Raw genomic sequence first — 17128 nt, 5'->3', positions numbered from 1 at the left:
GACGGTGGCGTATGTATATTAAACATGGGCTGATCTATCTGTTGGCGAAACTGGCTCCGGCGCTGGCCAGTTTTGTGGTACTGGCGGCGTATACCCGCTGGATGACAACGGCTGAGTATGGCATGTTCACCACCGTCCTGGTGGTGGCTTCCAGCGTTAGCCTGTTTGCATTCGGCTGGCTGTATGTCGGTATCATGCGTTTTTGGGACAAGCAGGAAATGGGGGTGGATGCCATTGAGCGCCTGATTACCGCTTCAGTGCTGGCCATTGCCGGGGTGGTGGGCTTGTTCGCCGCTGTATTCGGCTGGCTGAGTGGGCAAGTTGCGGTAGCGGCAGGTTTTTTCGCCGTTTTTCTCAGTTCGGCATTTTATGAGGCATACCAACGCATCAACTCGATTACCTTGCGGGTCAACCACTATTTGCTGGCGGAGGTCGCTCGCACCCTGTTGACCATGGGCAGCGGCCTGTTGCTGGTGTGGGCGGGATACTCTTGGCTGGGGGCAATTGCTGGTGTTGTATTGGGGGTGATGCTGGTGCTGGTTTTTTCCGGTGCACTTTGGCGGCATTTCCGACTAGCTTGGCGGGAACTGGATATGGGAATGCTGCGCGTGCTGCTGGTTTATGGCTTGCCGCTCAGTTTGTCGCTGGTATTGCTGGAAGTTATCCATACCTCCGACCGGGTCATGCTGGGCTGGTTACGGGGTTATGCCGAGGCGGGGGAATATGCAGTTGCTTACAACCTGCCGTTCCAGATATTGATGATGCTGACCAGTTCGTTAAATCTGGCGGCTTACCCGGTCGTGATCCGTACTTTGGAAAAGGAAGGCAAGCCCGCGGCGGAAGAACGCTTGAGGCAATACCTGGTACTGCTGTTGGCGGTTGCAGTTCCGGCCATCTTTGGGTTGCTGGGGATTGCGGATGTGTTTGTGCCGCTGCTGGTGGGCGCGGAGTTTGTGCCAACAGTATTCGCCCTGCTGCCCTGGATCGGGATTGCCATTTTTGCCAACTGCCTCTACCTGTTCCATGTGTCGCTGGCATTCCAACTGGCGCAACATACGGCAGGTTCGGTCAAGGTGGTCGGGGTAGCGGCCATTGTCAATCTGTTGCTTAACCTGTGGTTGATTCCCGGGTATGGTGCATTGGGGGCGGCGCTGGCCTCAATTATAGCTTACCTGATTTGCCTGATGTATGGCTATTACCTGGGGCGGCAACAGTTTGCGCTGCACATCCCCTGGTGGGATGTCGGCAAAATCCTGCTGGCGTCGGCAGGTATGTATGGGGTACTGGTGCAATTGCCGCCACTGGAGGTTCCCGCGCCGCTATCGCTGATGATGAAAATCCTGCTGGGCGCATTGCTTTATGCGGGTATGGGCTGGCTGCTGGATATTGGTGAAGTCCGCAAATGGTGCAAGGGGAGACCGGGATGTCCAGGATTCTCTATGTCATCACTTCCTTAAGCGTTGGCGGTGCTCAAAAGGCACTACTGAATCTTGTGGAATCAGGTTTCAGCGCAAGTTATGAGCCTCACGTGGTGGCACTGGTGGATGTGGATGGCTTGCAGCAGCAGTTTGCCCAGGCAGGCATCCCGCTGCATGTGTTGGGGCTAAACCGTCCGCGCTGTCTGCCGTTGCTACTGCCACGTTTGGCCGCGTTGGTGTGGAAACTGAAGCCGGATATCATCCACGGCTGGATGCACCACGGCAACCTGTTCGCCACCCTGGCCTGGTGGCTGGCCGCCTGCCGCCCCAAACTGCTATGGGGCATACACCATACCCCTGAAAAAGCCACTCTGGAACGCGCCCAGCACGCTGTTGTCCTCAAGGCTGGCCGCTGGCTGTCACGCTTCCCCCAGCATATTGTGTACGTATCGCGCCGCAGCTTACACCGTCACCACGAACTCGGTTATGACAGTCGTCGGGCGCTGGTGATCGCTAACGGTATTCCCTTGGGAAAAGCTAATCATCGGACGGAACGCCGTCTTGGCGTCCGGCAGGAACTGGGTATCCCGGCTGATGCTTTCCTGGTCGGTAGTTTGACCCGTTACGTACCGGAGAAAGACATTCCCAATCTGCTGGCAGCCATACACCTGTTACAGGCAGCGGGGTATAGCGCTCATTTCCTGCTGGCCGGGGAGGGGATGCTGGCCACGAATCCCGGCTTGCAAACCTTGCTGGCGGCTCTGCCTGAGCCGGGCAGGGTACATTTGCTGGGGGTGCGTGCCGATGCCGCCCACCTGACCGCTGCGCTGGATATTGCCACCTTGTCATCCCGGCGCGAGGCATTCCCGCTGTTTTTGGCCGAAGCAATGGCGGTTGGCGTACCTTGCGTGGCGACGGATGTGGGGGATATTGCAGAATTTGTGGCCGATACGGGATTGGTTGTGCCGGTTGACGATGCCCCGGCCTTGGCGGGGGCATGGGTGGGTTTGCTGCAACAAACGGAGGAACAGCGCCAGGCGCTGGGAGAACGCGCATGCCAGCGGGTCACAGAGTACTATAGTCTGGATACGGTGGTTGCCGCTTACCGGAAATTGCTTGGGGAAGCTGATGCACTAAACTAATCCTTGAGCATTCCGGCAAACAGCTAGGCCGGACATGCCGGAACGGGAGGAGAAAGCGGATAGATGAAGCGGTTCTATTGCACCTGCGGCCAAGAGGTCATGTTTGAGGATAGCGTCTGCCCCGCGTGCGGGCAGATGCTGGGGTTTAACCCGGAAGGTCTGGAAATGCTGGCGGTTTTTGCTGATGGCGAACAGGCGCTCAGATTCGGTAATGATGGAGGGTGGCTGCCTTGCGCCTTGCGTGACCATCCTATTGCCTGTAATTGGTTGGTTAGGGAAGATGATGAACACGAACAATGCTGTTCCTGTCGCTTGACTCGTACCATTCCGACGCAGACAGTTCCCATCAATGTCCAACGCTGGAAGATTCTCGAAGCTGCCAAACGCAGGTTGGTGTATTCGCTGCTATGGCTAGGGTTGCCGATTGTTGACCGGGAGCAGGATCCTGCCATGGGGTTGGTGTTTGATTTTCTGGAAGACCAGCGCACCAACCCGCTGGTGAAAAAGCGGGTCGTGTTTACTGGCCACAAGGAGGGCGTGATTACCTTGCACGCAGTCGAGGCGGATGATGTCCACCGCATTCAGGCGCGTGAACAGATGAATGAGCGTTACCGTACTGTCCTCGGGCATATGCGGCACGAATCCGGCCATTATTTCTGGGACAGGCTGATCCGTCATTCAGACTGGCATCCGCGTTTCCGCCGTCTGTTCGGTAGTGAGGAAAACTATCGTCAGGCGCTGGATTATTATTACACTTATGGCCCGCCCCCCAACTGGGTCAGCCGCCATATCAGCGCCTACGCCAGCGCCCATCCGTGGGAAGACTGGGCGGAAACCTGGGCGCATTACCTGCATATCATGAGCACGCTGGAAACCGCCAATGCCTTCGGGGTTTTGCCGCAGGCGGATGTGTATTCCAGCGATTTCCAGGTGCTGATGCAGAAGTGGGAACAGCTGACGGTATTGATGAATTCACTTAACCGCAGCATGGGTATGCCGGATGCCTATCCCTTCTGGCTGACGCCGCAAGTGGTGGTGAAACTGCGTTTCATCCACCAAGTAATCGCGGCCAGTACCCGGCGCTGACCGTCAGAATATGTGCAGGCTGCCGTTGGGGTGGGCATGGCTTTCCAGGCGTGGCATGGCGCGGAAGGCGTTGTTCAGGTGGTTAGCCCATTCGTGGCGGATGGAGATGAGATATGGGTCTTCCGCCTCAAATTTGTAATGCCGGGGGCTGTCGAAGTGGTCGCGCTGATAGATCAGCACTTCAATGGGTGGCCCTACGCTGGCGTTACTCTTCATGGTGGAATCCATCGAAATCAGCGAGCAGATGGCGGCATCTTCCAGTGAGGTGGAGCGGGTCAGGAAACGGTCTAGCACCGGCTTGCCGTATTTGCTTTCGCCAATTTGCAGGTAGGGGGTTTCTTCCGAAGTGGTAATATAATTGCCCTGTGGATAAACCATGTAGATGTTAGGGTCACGCCCCCTGATTTGCCCACCCAGTATCAGGGTGGCGTCAGGGACAAAGCCGGTGGTTTCAGTGTGTTTGCGGATCAGGTTGACCAGGATTTCGCCCAGATAATCCGCTACGTCGGCGAGATAACCCATGGTGTTAATATTGTGGGGCTTGCCTTCCTGTATATCGCGGCGGACTTGCTGGATGACACCTTGCGTGGTGGCGAGGTTACCTGCACTCATAATCACCAGGCAACGATCTTGGTTGGTAATGCAGCGGTGCATTTTGCTGTAGGTACTGACGTTATCAATACCTGCATTGGTGCGGGAATCAGAAGTCAGGACAAGCCCTGCGTCAAGGGATACGCCGATACAGTAAGTCATGTTGATCCGGGTTGGTTGAGGTTAAGATAACTTATTAGACTCTGTGCTACAGGTCAATGTTCAATTGGGGCTGTTTTTTAATTTGTGACAGGAAAGCCTGTTTTTGGGATAAATTTCTATATGACTAGCTGGTTTATTTCCGATCTGCATCTGGATGTGTCCAGTAGCGGCATCAGTTGTCGCTTGCTGGCGTTTTTGGCAGATATTGAGGGTAGGGCGGATGCTTTATACATCCTGGGTGATTTTTTTGAGTATTGGGTGGGGGATGACGCTATCGGGACTGCTTACACTGCTGCGTTCCAGCCAGCCATTGATCAACTGCGGGCAGTCAGTGCCAGCGGAGTGCGGCTGTATTTCATGCATGGCAACCGTGATTTTCTGGCCGGGGAAGCGTTTGCCGCCGCGACCGGTTGCCAGCTGTTGCCTGAGCAGCTAGTCATCGACCTCTACGGGGAGCCGACTGTATTGCTGCATGGTGATACTTTGTGCACGGATGATGTGGAATACCAGCAGGTGCGCAAGGTGCTGCGTAGCCCGCAGTGGATGCAGCAGTTCCTTGCCTTGCCGCTGGAAGAGCGTATCCGTCAGGCAGAGCAGATGCGGGCGCAAAGCCGCGCCAGCACGACAGGGAGGATAGATATGATTCTGGATGCCAATCAGCAAGTGGTGGAGAAAACCATGCACAAAGCCGGGGTATTCCGCATGATCCACGGGCACACCCACCGCCCGGCAATCCACGACTTTCAGCTGGCCGGGCAGCCAGCCCAACGTGCAGTGCTGGGGGATTGGCACGCAGACCGGGGCAGTTTCCTGCGGGTTGATGCGCATGGCATGGCGCTGGAGTTCGGCTAGCCGCCTGTTTCCAGTGTGTAGGGTAAATCCAGCACCTGCACGGCATATTCACCCATGCTGAGCTTGTGCTGGGTTTCAGCAATTTTCATCACCGCCAGTGCTTCGACATAGCCATCCGGATTCAGGGTGGCATTGAGGATGCTGCCTGCCTCGGGGTCATTGCCGCTGCTGATGGCCGTGCCCACTGCTGGGGCTTTTACGCAATGCGGGATGCCGATACGGTACATCTGACGCTTGCTTTTGCCTAGGTATTTCAGGCGGGCAACGATTTCCTGGCCGGGGAAACAGCCCTTGTTGAAGCTGACGCCATCAATCAGGTGCATGTTTATCATTTGTGGAACCCAGGCTTCGCTGCTGGCCAGTGTCACCATCGGTACGCCAGACATGACATTGAAGTATTCCCAACTGCTGCGCCCCACGCAGGCGGCATTGACGTTGAGGTTTTGCCACAGTTTTTTGGCTTCATCCAGCTCGCCCAGAATCTTGAAGCGCGGGATAGGCGCAGGCTGGCGCATAATGGTGAGGTTGCCCAGTTGCACGGTGTCATACGGGTCAGTTGGAACCTTGCCTAAAATATCGGCCAGTCGCCTGTCACCTTCTGGCGCGGCGTAACCGAAATGCACCAGGCTGGCGCTGGCATCTTCCAGCGCAACTTTGGAACGCATGACATACATACGCAGGCGCTTGAGGGTCGGCTCCAGCAAATCGCGCGCCACGCTCAAGTAATAGACGCCTTGCCGTTTGGTGATGAAAAAAGTTGCCAGTACACGTCCCTGTGGGGTGCAGTAGGCGCTGAGCTGGGAACGAGAATCCGTTACCTGCTGGATGTCATTGGTTAATTGCCCTTGCAGGAAACTGGCGGCATCTTCGCCACTGACGCCGACCAGCCCAAAGTGTGACAGGTCACACAGGATTGCGCCTTGCGGTGGGATGCGCCGTTCACGGCCAGGGTTGCCAAAGGAGATGAGTGAGTCGCCTGCAAACTCAGCGCCGTAATCAATAAGAAAATTCTTCCATTCTGGTTTCATGATGACTCCCTTGGCTGTGTCCGGATCGTTAGTGGGTATGATGAAAAGATAACGATTGTTGTTATTGGTGTCGAGAAATCCCCGTTCCAGCGGTGGGAACGGGGGTGCGGCAGGGGATGGAAGCTTATTTTTTTTCTTCTGCCTTGGGTTCTTCAGCTTTCTGTTCTTCAGCAGGTTTTGCTTCGCTTGCCTTGTCTTCCGGCAGCATGACTTTTACGTCAGCTTTGGAACGCAGGCCGTCCATGTATTCGAGCATTTTTTTCTGCTCAAACTCACGTTCCAATTGCGGTTTCATGTCGTCAAATGAAGGCGGTTTGACATCACGGCGTTCTTCCAGCTTGATGACGTGCCAGCCGAACTGGGTTTGTACCGGTTCCTTGCTGATGGTGCCAGGTTCCATTTTGGCGACCGCTGCGGAAAATGGCTTGACCATGGATTCGGCCTTGAACCAGCCGAGGTCGCCACCCGTTGGGCCGGATGGGCCGGTGGATTTCTTTTTCGCCAGATCGGCAAAGTCGACGCCACTTTCCAGTTCCTTGATGACGGCGGCGGCTTCTTCCTGGGTTTTCATGAGGATGTGGCGTGCTTTGTATTCATATTTGTTGTCGCCGCTGGTGCGCTCTTCGTAGGCTTTTTTCAGCTCGTCGTCAGACGGTTTGAAGGAGGCGGCCTGTTCCTGCGTCCAGAGATTCAGTACCAGTTTGTCGGTGAAATCCTTGACCTTGTTTTTCACCTCATCGCGCTCGGCCAGACCGGCCTTGTTGGCTTCCTGGCGGGCGAGTTCTGTGACGATCAGGTCGTCGAGCAGCGCCTTGCTGTCGACTTTTTCCCCCTGGGTGGAGCGGCTGACCATGCCGGATACGGCATCCAACGTTTCTTGAGTAATTTCCACGCCATTAACGGTGGCCACCACTTTTTTGTCATCGGCATACAGGGTAGTTGCAATCAGTGTTAGTCCAACCAGCCCGGTTGCGATAATTTTGTTGGTTGTAAATCGCATTTTCAGGTGTTCCTCTTGTTTTTTAAGGTAATACTTTTTTGAAAGGTTTGACGGTGACGCGCTGGTACACGCCTGCTGCCACATACGGGTCGGCATTAGCCCAGCTTTGCGCCTCTTCCAGTGAGTCGAATTCGGCCATGATAATGCTGCCGCTGAAGCCTGCCTCGCCCGGGTCAGCCGCATCTATCGCCGGATTGGGGCCTGCCACGAACAGGCGGCCTGCATCCCGCAGCGCATGCAGCCGTTCCAGATGTGCCGGGCGCGCCGCTAGCCGTTGCGCGAGGCTGTTTTCGACATCTTCGCCGATAATGACATACAACATGGGAGTAGTGTCCTTAATGTTTTGTAACGATCTCAGTTGGTTTCAACTGCGTGTTTTTGCAGGTAGAACACCTGGGCAATGATGAAGGCGAAGGTCAGCCCCAGTACCCCGAACAGTTTGAAATCCACCCACACTTCCTCGCTAAAGTTGTAGGCGATGATGAGGTTAAGGATGCCCACAAAGGCGAAGAAGGCTGCCCACATCATATTGGCCTGTTGCCAGATGTTGGTGGGAACCTGGATGGCGCTCGACATCATGCGTTCGGCCAGGGTCTTGCGTGCACCGATATACTGGCTGACCACGAAAGCCAACGCGAAACCCCAGTTGATGATGCTGACTTTCCACTTGATGAAGACCGGGTCTTTCAGGAATAGGGTCAGTGTACCAAACACCAGCAGGATGCCTAAGGTGATCAGATGCATCCGCTCAAAGCGCTTATGCATGATGAAATACAGGGCATTCTGTACGATAGTCGCCAGAATGATGACCAGTGTCGCCAGCAGGATGGCGTCTTTCGACTCGTTTTGGTTCAGTGACATCAGGGGAAGCCGGTTGGCTGCCTCAATCCAGGATGCTGGCAGGTCGCCAAAAAATTTGTAGACCAGGAAGAACAGCAAGACCGGGAAAAAATCAAACAGGAACTTCATACGTATTGGTATAATCCGTTAAAGTTAAACATTCTAAACGATAATTGAACAATGAGTCAGTATTTTCAAATTCACCCAGACAACCCTCAGATACGTTTGGTTCGCCAGGCCCTCAATATTATCCGGGATGGCGGGGTTGTTGTATTCCCAACCGATTCCAGCTATGCCATTGGCTGTCATCTGGGCGACAAGTCGGCGATGGAACGTATCCAGCGCATCCGCCGGGTCGACAACAAGCACAATTTCACCTTGGTGTGCCGTGACCTGTCGGAGATCTCCCTGTATGCGCAGGTGGACAACATCAACTACCGGTTGATCAAGTCGCTGACGCCTGGGCCGTATACGTTTATCCTCCCCGCAACCCGTGAAGTGCCGCGCCGTTTGCAAAACCCCAAGCGCAAGACTATTGGAATCCGGATTCCTGACCATATTGTTACCCAGGCACTTTTACAGGAGCTGAACGAGCCGTTAATGTCGAGTACCCTGATCCTGCCGGGTGAAGATTTGCCTATGATAGACCCTTACCAGATCCGCTTATCACTGGAGCATCAAGTTGATTTGATCATTGATGGCGGTTTCTGTGGGCATGAGCCGACAACGGTAGTGGATTTAATGGAAGACCGGCCTGTGATCCTGCGTGAGGGCAAGGGTGGGGTAGACTGGCTGGTGGAGCACTAAGCATGGATTTTGATATAAATGCCTTTATGTATGGGCTGGCGACCTGGGCTATTCCGGTTCTGTTCGCCATTACCTTGCATGAAGTGGCGCATGGTTGGGTTGCCAACAAACTGGGTGACAGTACGGCCAGGATGCTGGGGCGGCTTTCCCTTAACCCGATTAGGCATGTGGATCCGATCGGCACGGTGGCTGTGCCCGCCTTTCTGCTGGTGGTTGGTTCCCCCTTCCTGTTTGGTTGGGCGAAACCGGTGCCGGTCAATTTTCGTAACCTGAAGAACTACCGGCGCGACATGATACTGGTGGCAGCCGCAGGGCCGGGGGCAAACCTGCTGATGGCGGTGATGTGGATCATGCTGCTGGTTTTGTTCGCCAATGTCATTCCGGATGAAAACGTGGCGCGCGGTTTCGTGGCCATGAGCCAGAATGGCATTATCATCAATCTGGTGCTGCTGGTGTTCAATTTGCTGCCGATTCCACCACTGGATGGGGGCAGGGTGCTTTCCGGGCTGTTACCGCCCTCATTATCACGCTATCTCGACGTAATTGAGCCGTATGGTCTGTTTATTGTGCTGGGTTTGCTATATTTTGGGGTACTGAACCAGGTTGTCATGCCTTTGGTAAGCACACTGGCGCAGATACTGGGACATATTTTCCTGTAGAATCCTGACGACACAACACATTATTCAACTCAAGGTATCCCTGTGAACACTTCGCCTTCGCAAACCCAGCGCGTCGTTTCCGGAATGCGCCCGACCGGCCTGTTGCATTTGGGCCATTATCATGGCGTCCTGAAAAACTGGGTGGAAATGCAGCTCAATTACGAGTGCTTCTTTTTCGTGGCCGACTGGCACGCCCTGACCACCCATTACGAAACGCCGGGCGGTATTGCCCAGCATGTGGAAGATATGGCCATCGATTGGCTGGCGGCAGGCATCAGCCCCAGTTCCGCCACCATTTTCACCCAGTCGCATGTGCCGGAACATGCCGAGTTGCACTTGCTGCTTTCCATGATTACGCCGCTGGGCTGGCTGGAACGGGTTCCTACCTACAAGGATCAGCAGGAAAAACTCAAGGAACGCGACCTCTCCACCTACGGTTTCCTCGGCTACCCGCTGCTGCAATCGGCGGACATCCTCATTTACAAGGCAGACCGAGTGCCAGTGGGAGAGGATCAGGTCGCGCATATCGAGCTGACCCGCGAGGTGGCGCGCCGCTTCAACCACATCTACGGGCGGGAGCCGGATTTCGAACAGAAAGCCGAGCAGGCCGCCAACAAGATGGGTAAGAAACAGGCAAAACTTTATCGCGAACTGCGCCGCAAATATCAGGAGCAAGGTGACGCTGAAGCATTGGATGTAGGCCGTGCCTTGCTGGAATCTCAGCAAAACCTGTCGCTGGGTGACCGTGAACGCCTGTTTGGCTATCTGGAAGGATCTGGCAAGATTATCCTGCCCGAACCGCAGGCAGCGTTGACCAAGGCTTCTAAAATGCCGGGGCTGGATGGACAGAAAATGTCCAAATCCTACAGTAACACCATCGCGTTGCGAGAAAAGCCAGAGGATGTAGAAAAGAAAATCCGCACTATGCCGACTGACACCAGCCGTGTGCGCCGAACTGACCCTGGTGACCCGGCACGTTGCCCGGTATGGCCGTTCCATGAAATTTATTCCGACGATGCCACCAAACAGTGGGTGCAGGAAGGTTGCCGTAGCGCTGGCATTGGTTGCCTGGAGTGCAAACAGCCTGTCATCGACGCGGTACAGGCCGAGCTTGCCCCCATCCAGCGCCGCGCCGCTGAGTTTGAGGAAAACCGGGGCAGGGTGCGCGACATCCTGCGGGAAGGCGCGGAAGCCGCCCGCCAGGTGGCGCGTGAAACGCTGGATGACGTGATGGAAGCCATGCGTTTCACTCACCATTTATAACCGTGACCGTCATACAGCGTGAAATCCCGCTGGCCATCGTGCGTGGCGAGCAGGTCGTCACCATGCCGGAGGATTTGTACATCCCGCCGGATGCACTGGAAGTATTTCTGGAAGCTTTTGAGGGGCCGCTGGATTTGCTGTTGTACCTGATCCGGCGGCAGAACTTCGATATTTGTGATATCCCGATTGCACATATTACTGAGCAATACATCGCCTACGTCGAGCTGATGAAGGATTTCAAGCTCGACCTGGCGGCGGAGTACCTGCTGATGGCGGCGATGCTGGCGGAAATCAAGTCACGGATGCTGTTGCCACGTCACAGCGAAGTGGAAGAGGAAGAAGATCCACGCGCCCAACTGATGCGCCAGTTGCAGGAATACGAGCAGTGCAAACAGGCCGCATCCGATCTGGACGAACTGTCTCGCCTGGAACGTGAGCACTGGGTTGCGCAAACCGCTGCCGATTTCCCCAAACCGCCACGACCGGAGCCGCAGGTTGCCCTGCACGAGTTGCTGCTGGCGTTTAAGGATGTGCTCAAGCGCGCCGACATGTTCAGCAACCACCAGATTCAGCGCGAGCACTTGTCCATCCGCGAACGCATGACGCATGTACTGGCGGTGTTGCAGACCCACCGGTTTGTGCCGTTTGAAAACCTGTTCCGGCTGGAAGAGGGACGGCGTGGGGCAGTGGTTACACTGATGGCGATCCTGGAGTTGCTCAAGGCGCATCTGATCGATGTGACCCAGGGCGATCAAGCGTATGCGCCGCTGTACGTGCGCCCCGCAGGCATCGCCGTGGAGGGGTGACGTGGAACTGAAAACTATCCTGCAAGCCATTTTGCTGACCGCCAACAAACCGTTGTCAGCCGAGCAGCTGGAAGGCTATTTCCAGCCGGAAGAAAAAATTTCCCGCACTGCGATCCGCGTAGCCCTGAAAGACGTGCAAGCCCTGTGTGAAGGTCAGAGTTTTGAACTGACGGAAACAGCCAGTGGCTTCCGTTTGCAAACTAGGGCAGCATTTCAGCAGTGGGTGCAGCGTCACAGCGAGGAAAAGCCGCAGAAATATTCCCGCGCCTTTCTCGAAACCCTGGCGCTGATTGCGTGGCGGCAGCCGATTACCCGTGCTGAAATCGAAGAAATCCGTGGCGTGGCGGTTAATGCCAATATTATCAAGACCTTGCTGGAGCGTGACTGGGTGCGGGTGATCGGCCATAAAGAGCTGCCGGGCCGCCCGGAAATGCTGGGTACTACCCGGCATTTCCTCGACTACTTCAACCTCAAATCGCTGGACGACCTGCCGAGTCTGGCAGCGATAAAGGAGCTGGATATAGGGAAACTGCAACTGGAATTGTTGGGGTAGTGGCTCAACTGCCCAAATGCAATACCGGCTGGTGCAAAATCTTGCCGTCCAGCAGTGCTTGGCCGTTTTCCAGTTTCAGCCTGCCTTCCACAAACCATTTCACCACGCGCGGGTAGATGACATGTTCCTGTACATGCACGCGCTGCGCCAGCCTTTCTTCTGTGTCACTGGGTAACACCGGCACTTTGGCCTGCATGATGACCGGGCCACCATCCAGTTCTGGGGTGACGAAATGTACGCTGACGCCGTGTTCGTTGCCACCATCTTCCAGCACCCGCCGATGGGTGTGGATGCCTTTGTACAGGGGGAGCAAGGATGGGTGGATGTTCAGCATCCGGCCAGCGAAATGTTGTACGAAACCGGGGGTGAAGATGCGCATGAAACCGGCCAGTACTACCAGGTCGGGGTGGAAACTGTCGACCCGCTCCTGTAATGCCTGATCGAAAGCTTCACGGCTTGCAAAGGCGGTATGGTCTAGGGTTTCCGTAGGGATGCCCGCATCCGCCGCGCGTTGCAGGCCATAGGCGTCCACGCGGTTGCTGATGACAGCAGCAACGCGGGCAGCAATGCGCCCCGCACGGATGGCCTCGATAATGGCTTGCAGGTTGCTGCCGTTGCCAGAAATCAGCACCACCAGGGTTGGCAGCGCCGCCTTTTCATCAATCGACATACTGGACAAACGGGACGTCGGTATCGGCAATATCCATGACGCCGATCTGCCACGCCTTGATGTTTTCCAGGCGGCAGGTGGCGATAATGTCTTCAGCTTGCTCTGCGGGAGCCACGACTATCATGCCGATACCACAGTTGAAGGTGCGCAGCATTTCCTCTTCGGATACGCCGCCGTTTGTTTGTAACCAGTTGAAAATTTCCGGGCGTTGCCAGCTGTGACGGGTAACTTTAGCCTTGGTGCGCGGGGGCAAGACACGCGGCAGGTTTTCAGTAATGCCGCCGCCGGTAATGTGCGCGAGGGCGTGGATGCTGTAACGGCGCAACAGGCCGAGGACGGTTTTGACGTAAATGCGGGTCGGCTCGAGCAGGGCGCGCCCCAATGTGTTGTCGCCAAACGGGGTATCCAGCGATTCGCCGCTGACTTCCAGAATTTTGCGGATCAGTGAATAGCCGTTGGAATGCGGGCCGGTTGAAGCCAGGCCAATCAGTACGTCATTGCGATGGACGCGGGCGTTATCCACAATGTTGTCGCGGTCAACCACGCCAACACAGAAACCTGCCAAATCGAAATCGTTGCCATGGTACATGCCGGGCATTTCGGCGGTTTCCCCGCCTGACAGTGAAGCACCAGCCTGCAAACAGCCTTCGGCAATGCCGCTGATGACCTTTTCGGCTATATCCACATCCAGTTTGCCGGTGGCGTAGTAGTCGAGGAAAAACAGCGGTTCTGCACCGCTGACCACGATGTCATTCACGCACATGGCTACCAGGTCGATACCGATGGTGTCATAAATGCCGCTGTCAATGGCCAGTTTCAGTTTGGTGCCGACGCCATCGGTGCCGGAAACCAGGATCGGGTGCTTGTAGTGGGACGGGATCGACATCAATGCGCCGAAACCGCCCAGACCACCCAGCATTTCCGGGCGTTTGGTGCGCTGGGCAAGGGGCTTGATGCGTTCCACCAGAGTATTGCCAGCATCAATATCCACACCGGCATCGCGGTAGGTCAGGGAGGGTTTGTTTGAATCCATTAAAGCCTGTCTCGTTGGGCAGCTATCAAAGGGCGGATTCTAGCATAGCCGCTACCCGCCTGACAGACGCAAGGTAGGGCCGCGGTTGAAAAAGTGCTGGAAATCCATTGGGGTTTTGATTACTCTATGCAGCCTTCGGAGAGCTGGCTGAGTGGTCGAAAGCGGCGGTCTTGAAAACCGTTGAGGGGAAACCCTCCGGGGGTTCGAATCCCTCGCTCTCCGCCATATATTTGAACTGAGAAGTTCCAAAACATCCTGAAACCCGCGTAACAGCGGGTTTTTTTATGCCTGAGTTTGTCCGGTAAGTACCCCTAGAAGCCAGGGTATATTGTGGGTAAAAGTTTGTACCCTGATCTGACCCAGTAATTTCGGACACCCGGTTAAGTGAGTAAACTCACAATCGAGGTGAACCATGAAGACAACCATAAGCCGTAGACATCATAGCCCGGAATTCAAGTCAGAAGCCTTGAAACTGGCCTCACAAACCCGCGTGCCATCAGCAGCCAAACAACTGGGCTTGCAGGAATCGCAACTCTACAACTGGCGTGCTGCGGCCAGCCGCAAAGCCAGCCAGAGTGAACGGGAGGCCACGCTGGCCACCGAGAATGCCCGCCTGAAACGCCAACTGGCCGAACAGGCTGAGGAGCTGGCCATCTTAAAAAAGGCGGTAGCCTACTTCGCACCAAACCAAAAGCAGAACGCTACCCGTTCATGTTCAAGCACCGGGATGAATTTTCCCTTGGCCGCATGGCGTCGGTGTTGGGCGTGTCGCGAAATGGGTATTACAACTGGCTCCGTTCATTAACACCCGCCCCACCAACATTGCCCCACGTTTTCCTGAAACTTCATCGCGCCATCAAACTTGGGTGCGCTGGTGCGCGGCTGGGCAAGGTTTTCCTTGATGCCAAAGCTGCCGTACTGGCTGAAGGTATGCGGCACGCTGAACAGCATGAAGGTCTGGCCGCCCGCTGATTTCCATGAGCTCAACAATTGCTGGTAACGCTCGCCCATGCGTGGGTCGCGGTTGGCGGCGTGGAGCAAATCAATCATGTTCTGCCTGCGGTCAGTGGCGATTGTCCCAGCGATGGTCAGGTGTTGCCCGCCTTCGTAGGCATACAGCGCCTTGCCGTATTCCTGGGCGACGGCGGCCTGCTTGGCGAACTGGCTCTTGACCCCTTCTAGGCCGAACGGGTCATTGGGGTTGTCCATGGCAGCAAAAATGTCATCCAGTGAGGTGGCTTCAACCAGGGGCTTGGGCACTTTGCTGGTGTCCTGGCAGGCGGCAAGGGCGCGATCCCAACAGGCATAGAAATATCCTCCCATGGCAATGGCATCCACATACTGCCGGGTGTCGCTGTAATCCAGCATCCTTTTGGTGCGGTTGGCGTCGTTCTGATATGTCCCCAGCAGGCGGACGAGGCGTTGTGTGCCGCCAAATTCGTCTTCCCACCACTGGAAAACCTTGCTGGCCTGTTTGGCGTAGTAATTGGCGCCACGCCATGCATCGGTAGGGCTACCCAGGTCTTCGCCCTTTTTGAGCATGTAGTGGTAAGCCCAGAAAATGCCGTTCCAGGTTTCGTTACTGTACTCGATATGGGCTTTCAGGCCGGGTTTGAGGTGAGTAGCGACGTAGTAGGCAAATTGCCGGTTGTAGTATTCGGTGGCGTTGTGTGGGATGTTGAACCACGGGTGGGCATTCAACTGGTTGGCCAGTTCTACCTGCACTTCGATCGGTGTGCCGCGTGCATAGCGTTCCAGCCGGTGTACACGGCCAGATGCGCCCCATACGGCATCATCCATTTTGCTGCGTTGCTCCCAAGTCAGATCGCTCACCAGACAGTCCTGGTCGATGACTACATTGCCTGACGCATCTTTCTCAAAAGCGTTGGGGTTGGTGGGGTTGGCAGGGTCTGGTTTGGCGCAGGCCAGGTAGCTGGGGCTGGAACCCATCATGTTCATCATCCGCACCACCCGGAAATTTTTCATGAAGCGCAGGTAGTCGGGGTTAAAGACGATGGCGTTGCGGTCATTGCGCAAGGCTTCCTCAAAACTGCGGAACTGGCCTGCCGGGCAGCCGCTGGCATCTTCCACCCGTACTGATGGGTTACCCTCGCAAATGCCGCCGGGCATGATGATGCGGATGTTTTTGACCGTACCCGAAACGACCCGCAAGGCGATGCGGTTGGCTGCGTTGGCGGAGGTGTCAAGTTTGGCTGGCAGGGTCACATCAACAACATCCCTGCCGGGGGCACGGCTCACGAGTTTGTTGACGTAGCCTGAGTATTCCAGGGTTCCATCGCCTTCGTACAAAACGGTGTATTGCCCATCGGGGACGCTGCCCTTGACGGCGCTGTCCAGCAGAAAGGTGCGCACCAAGCAAGTGCTGGAAGGTGAGCTAGTGGGCCAGCCATGCTCATCGTAAGTGGTGGTTACGCAGGAAAACTCCTTGAACGGGCGGGCAACCCGGAAAATGTCCGCGAAAGCGATGGGCGTTGAGATGCTGTCCTGCTCCGATTGCGGCGCTTCGGTGTTGATGCCGAGTGAGGGGCTGAAGGTAGCGGCAGGTGTTTGCCCATAGGCCGCCAGTTGCTGCGCGAGCGCACTTTCAAACTGGTCGGGCGAAACTGTCCATTGCAGGTTCAGGTTATAGGCATTGGGGGAAAGCTGGATAGCGTTGGTGCTGTTCCGGTCGCTATCCATACTGAGGAAATACTGCTCCAGGTTTTTGCTGGTGTTATAGGCGCAAGCGGTCGGGTCTGCGTTGCCACTGCACAAGGCGGAGGCCATGTCTTGCTGGGTCAGGGTGGTTTTGGCGGCCAGCGCCAGGCGGGTATTACTGCCCAACAGCAGTGACAGGCTGCCGTTAGCAGTGTTGAAGCTGCCATCCGCGCCGCTGGTGTTGCCTGCCACGTCATATTGCAAGCCGCTGATGGGGGTTTCAGCATTGCTGCGGGTAGGGTCGAGTAACAGCATACGGCCACTGTTGGCGTAAGTATTACCGGTATTGTTGCCGCTATTGCTGCTGGTTCCATTGTCGGTGCTACTGCCACCACCGCCACAACCTGCCAGCAAGGCCAAGGTAGCCATCGCTGCCATCAGGAATGGAAAACGTAATTGCCCCTGTGTAACGTTCTGCATATTAGCCCCTGTGTTGATTTATCCTGTTACCCACCTGCGCTGTTTTTTGTGCAGGTATGTATGTTGGCATTTTATGCTGT

At 55.7% G+C, this 17128-nt stretch carries 18 protein-coding genes and 1 tRNA gene; 11 read left to right on the top strand and 8 right to left on the bottom strand.

What is annotated here, in order from left to right; all coding sequences use genetic code 11:
• Positions 1 to 11 precede the first annotated feature (11 nt).
• The 3 genes from THINI_RS02760 to THINI_RS02750 all read left to right on the top strand — a co-directional run bounded on the left by THINI_RS02760 (position 12) and on the right by THINI_RS02750 (position 3646).
• Complete coding sequence (locus THINI_RS02760; protein ID WP_002707137.1) at positions 12 to 1457, top strand: lipopolysaccharide biosynthesis protein; 1446 nt, start codon at positions 12 to 14, stop codon at positions 1455 to 1457.
• Positions 1424 to 2560: a glycosyltransferase gene (locus tag THINI_RS02755; RefSeq protein WP_002707136.1), complete on the top strand. Its 1137-nt coding sequence runs from the start codon at positions 1424 to 1426 to the stop codon at positions 2558 to 2560. The genes THINI_RS02760 and THINI_RS02755 overlap by 34 nt, the downstream gene beginning before the upstream one ends.
• A gap of 63 nt (positions 2561 to 2623) precedes the next feature.
• On the top strand, positions 2624 to 3646 hold the full coding sequence (locus tag THINI_RS02750) for a zinc-binding metallopeptidase family protein (RefSeq protein WP_002707135.1): 1023 nt from the start codon (positions 2624 to 2626) through the stop codon (positions 3644 to 3646).
• A 3-nt stretch (positions 3647 to 3649) separates the two neighbouring features.
• On the opposite strand, the gene THINI_RS02745 is transcribed toward THINI_RS02750, so the two are convergent.
• Complete coding sequence (locus THINI_RS02745) at positions 3650 to 4399, bottom strand: proteasome-type protease (protein WP_002707134.1); 750 nt, start codon at positions 4397 to 4399, stop codon at positions 3650 to 3652.
• Positions 4400 to 4519: 120 nt separating this feature from the next.
• Between THINI_RS02745 and THINI_RS02740 the strand changes: the two genes are divergently transcribed.
• A complete protein-coding gene (locus tag THINI_RS02740) occupies positions 4520 to 5251 on the top strand; it encodes a UDP-2,3-diacylglucosamine diphosphatase (protein WP_002707133.1) in 732 nt (243 codons plus the stop codon).
• On the opposite strand, the gene ygfZ is transcribed toward THINI_RS02740, so the two are convergent.
• From ygfZ to THINI_RS02720, 4 genes are all read right to left on the bottom strand, one after another.
• On the bottom strand, positions 5248 to 6279 hold the full coding sequence (gene ygfZ / locus THINI_RS02735) for a CAF17-like 4Fe-4S cluster assembly/insertion protein YgfZ (protein WP_002707132.1): 1032 nt from the start codon (positions 6277 to 6279) through the stop codon (positions 5248 to 5250). The two genes, THINI_RS02740 and ygfZ, sit on opposite strands and share 4 nt — an antisense overlap.
• A 124-nt stretch (positions 6280 to 6403) precedes the next feature.
• Positions 6404 to 7279, bottom strand: coding sequence for a peptidylprolyl isomerase (locus THINI_RS02730; RefSeq protein WP_002707131.1), 876 nt, complete (start codon positions 7277 to 7279; stop codon positions 6404 to 6406).
• 22 nt (positions 7280 to 7301) lie between these two features.
• Positions 7302 to 7601, bottom strand: coding sequence for a YciI family protein (locus tag THINI_RS02725; protein WP_002707130.1), 300 nt, complete (start codon positions 7599 to 7601; stop codon positions 7302 to 7304).
• 32 nt (positions 7602 to 7633) lie between these two features.
• Positions 7634 to 8248, bottom strand: a complete 615-nt coding sequence (locus THINI_RS02720) for a septation protein A (protein ID WP_002707129.1) — start codon at positions 8246 to 8248, stop codon at positions 7634 to 7636.
• 51 nt (positions 8249 to 8299) lie between these two features.
• Here THINI_RS02720 and THINI_RS02715 point away from each other — a divergent pair, with 51 nt between their 5' ends.
• The 5 genes from THINI_RS02715 to scpB are packed head-to-tail and all read left to right on the top strand — an operon-like array spanning position 8300 to position 12207.
• Positions 8300 to 8926 carry an L-threonylcarbamoyladenylate synthase gene (locus THINI_RS02715; RefSeq protein ID WP_002707128.1) on the top strand — a complete coding sequence of 209 codons (627 nt, stop codon included), beginning with the start codon at positions 8300 to 8302 and terminating at the stop codon, positions 8924 to 8926.
• A 2-nt stretch (positions 8927 to 8928) separates the two neighbouring features.
• Positions 8929 to 9585, top strand: a complete 657-nt coding sequence (locus tag THINI_RS02710) for a site-2 protease family protein (protein WP_002707127.1) — start codon at positions 8929 to 8931, stop codon at positions 9583 to 9585.
• Positions 9586 to 9627: 42 nt separating this feature from the next.
• Complete coding sequence (locus THINI_RS02705) at positions 9628 to 10848, top strand: tryptophan--tRNA ligase (RefSeq protein ID WP_002707126.1); 1221 nt, start codon at positions 9628 to 9630, stop codon at positions 10846 to 10848.
• A gap of 2 nt (positions 10849 to 10850) precedes the next feature.
• Complete coding sequence (locus THINI_RS02700; protein WP_002707125.1) at positions 10851 to 11654, top strand: segregation and condensation protein A; 804 nt, start codon at positions 10851 to 10853, stop codon at positions 11652 to 11654.
• Between the two features lies 1 nt (position 11655).
• Positions 11656 to 12207 carry an SMC-Scp complex subunit ScpB gene (scpB, locus tag THINI_RS02695; protein WP_002707124.1) on the top strand — a complete coding sequence of 184 codons (552 nt, stop codon included), beginning with the start codon at positions 11656 to 11658 and terminating at the stop codon, positions 12205 to 12207.
• 4 nt (positions 12208 to 12211) lie between these two features.
• On the opposite strand, the gene purN is transcribed toward scpB, so the two are convergent.
• Both purN and purM read right to left on the bottom strand, forming a co-directional pair.
• Entirely contained in the window at positions 12212 to 12877 is a 666-nt protein-coding gene (gene purN, locus THINI_RS02690; RefSeq protein WP_002707123.1) for a phosphoribosylglycinamide formyltransferase, read from the bottom strand.
• Positions 12867 to 13910 (bottom strand): phosphoribosylformylglycinamidine cyclo-ligase, encoded by a 1044-nt coding sequence (purM, locus tag THINI_RS02685; protein WP_002707122.1) that lies wholly within the window; start codon positions 13908 to 13910, stop codon positions 12867 to 12869. The genes purN and purM overlap by 11 nt, the downstream gene beginning before the upstream one ends.
• Before the next feature lie 137 nt (positions 13911 to 14047).
• On the opposite strand from purM, the gene THINI_RS02680 reads away from it, so the two are divergent.
• Positions 14048 to 14135, top strand: a tRNA-Ser gene (locus THINI_RS02680).
• Positions 14136 to 14322: 187 nt separating this feature from the next.
• Complete coding sequence (locus THINI_RS02675; protein ID WP_002707121.1) at positions 14323 to 14715, top strand: transposase; 393 nt, start codon at positions 14323 to 14325, stop codon at positions 14713 to 14715.
• Here THINI_RS02675 and THINI_RS23075 read toward each other — a convergent pair.
• Positions 14712 to 17048, bottom strand: coding sequence for a hypothetical protein (locus tag THINI_RS23075; protein WP_002707120.1), 2337 nt, complete (start codon positions 17046 to 17048; stop codon positions 14712 to 14714). The two genes, THINI_RS02675 and THINI_RS23075, sit on opposite strands and share 4 nt — an antisense overlap.
• Positions 17049 to 17128: the final 80 nt, after the last annotated feature.

The organism is Thiothrix nivea DSM 5205 (assembly GCF_000260135.1).
GTDB classification, from domain to species: domain Bacteria; phylum Pseudomonadota; class Gammaproteobacteria; order Thiotrichales; family Thiotrichaceae; genus Thiothrix; species Thiothrix nivea.
The sequence above is the reverse complement of the archived record's forward strand: the minus strand, read 5'-3'. Positions and strand labels throughout refer to the sequence as shown.

Coding starts and splice junctions, on each gene's coding strand:
- THINI_RS02760 (WP_002707137.1), top strand. CDS start 12: ATGTATATTAAACATGGGCTGATCTATCTGTTGGCGAAACTGGCTCCG.
- THINI_RS02755 (WP_002707136.1), top strand. CDS start 1,424: ATGTCCAGGATTCTCTATGTCATCACTTCCTTAAGCGTTGGCGGTGCT.
- THINI_RS02750 (WP_002707135.1), top strand. CDS start 2,624: ATGAAGCGGTTCTATTGCACCTGCGGCCAAGAGGTCATGTTTGAGGAT.
- THINI_RS02745 (WP_002707134.1), bottom strand. CDS start 4,399: ATGACTTACTGTATCGGCGTATCCCTTGACGCAGGGCTTGTCCTGACT.
- THINI_RS02740 (WP_002707133.1), top strand. CDS start 4,520: ATGACTAGCTGGTTTATTTCCGATCTGCATCTGGATGTGTCCAGTAGC.
- ygfZ (WP_002707132.1), bottom strand. CDS start 6,279: ATGAAACCAGAATGGAAGAATTTTCTTATTGATTACGGCGCTGAGTTT.
- THINI_RS02730 (WP_002707131.1), bottom strand. CDS start 7,279: ATGCGATTTACAACCAACAAAATTATCGCAACCGGGCTGGTTGGACTA.
- THINI_RS02725 (WP_002707130.1), bottom strand. CDS start 7,601: ATGTTGTATGTCATTATCGGCGAAGATGTCGAAAACAGCCTCGCGCAA.
- THINI_RS02720 (WP_002707129.1), bottom strand. CDS start 8,248: ATGAAGTTCCTGTTTGATTTTTTCCCGGTCTTGCTGTTCTTCCTGGTC.
- THINI_RS02715 (WP_002707128.1), top strand. CDS start 8,300: ATGAGTCAGTATTTTCAAATTCACCCAGACAACCCTCAGATACGTTTG.
- THINI_RS02710 (WP_002707127.1), top strand. CDS start 8,929: ATGGATTTTGATATAAATGCCTTTATGTATGGGCTGGCGACCTGGGCT.
- purN (WP_002707123.1), bottom strand. CDS start 12,877: ATGTCGATTGATGAAAAGGCGGCGCTGCCAACCCTGGTGGTGCTGATT.
- purM (WP_002707122.1), bottom strand. CDS start 13,910: ATGGATTCAAACAAACCCTCCCTGACCTACCGCGATGCCGGTGTGGAT.
- THINI_RS02675 (WP_002707121.1), top strand. CDS start 14,323: ATGAAGACAACCATAAGCCGTAGACATCATAGCCCGGAATTCAAGTCA.
- THINI_RS23075 (WP_002707120.1), bottom strand. CDS start 17,048: ATGCAGAACGTTACACAGGGGCAATTACGTTTTCCATTCCTGATGGCA.